The sequence below is a fragment of the Brachybacterium sp. AOP42-C2-15 genome (assembly GCF_052377065.1).
GTDB lineage: Bacteria > Actinomycetota > Actinomycetes > Actinomycetales > Dermabacteraceae > Brachybacterium.
This window is the reverse complement of record NZ_JBQSWK010000124.1, coordinates 1-433: the sequence shown is the minus strand read 5'-3', so window position 1 is coordinate 433 and position 433 is coordinate 1. Positions and strand designations below refer to the sequence as shown.

Sequence of the window (433 nt, the reverse complement as noted above, 5' to 3'; positions counted from 1 at the left end):
CCACACCGGGACCAAGCTGCTGACCGAGCGGCAATGCGAACGCCTCAGCGCCCTGTTCACCCACCACCCGCACGCTGCGGTCGAGGCGACCTGGGAGATCTACCAGGCCATGATCGCCGCCTATCGAGAACCCGACCGGACCAGAGCCAGAACGATGATGGAGAAGGTCATCGCAGCCCTCAGAGCAACGGTCCCAGACACCCTCGTCGAGCTGGGAAAGCTCGGCCGGACGCTGACCAAACGCGCCGACGACATCCTGGCGTTCTTCGATCGCCCCGGCACCAGCAACGGGCCCACCGAGGCGATCAACGGCCGACTCGAGCACCTACGCGGTTCGGCCCTCGGCTTCCGCAACCTCACCAACTACATCGCCCGCAGCCTCCTCGAATCAGGAGGCTTCAGAAACCAGCTACACCCTCGGATGCGATGAGCC

1 protein-coding gene is annotated in these 433 nt (G+C 65.1%); it reads left to right on the top strand.

The features are described 5' to 3' along the window. On the top strand, window positions 1–430 hold a 430-nt coding region (locus tag ACT3SQ_RS19320; RefSeq protein ID WP_444601632.1), incomplete at its 5' end, for a transposase. Between the last annotated feature and the right edge of the window lie 3 nt (window positions 431–433).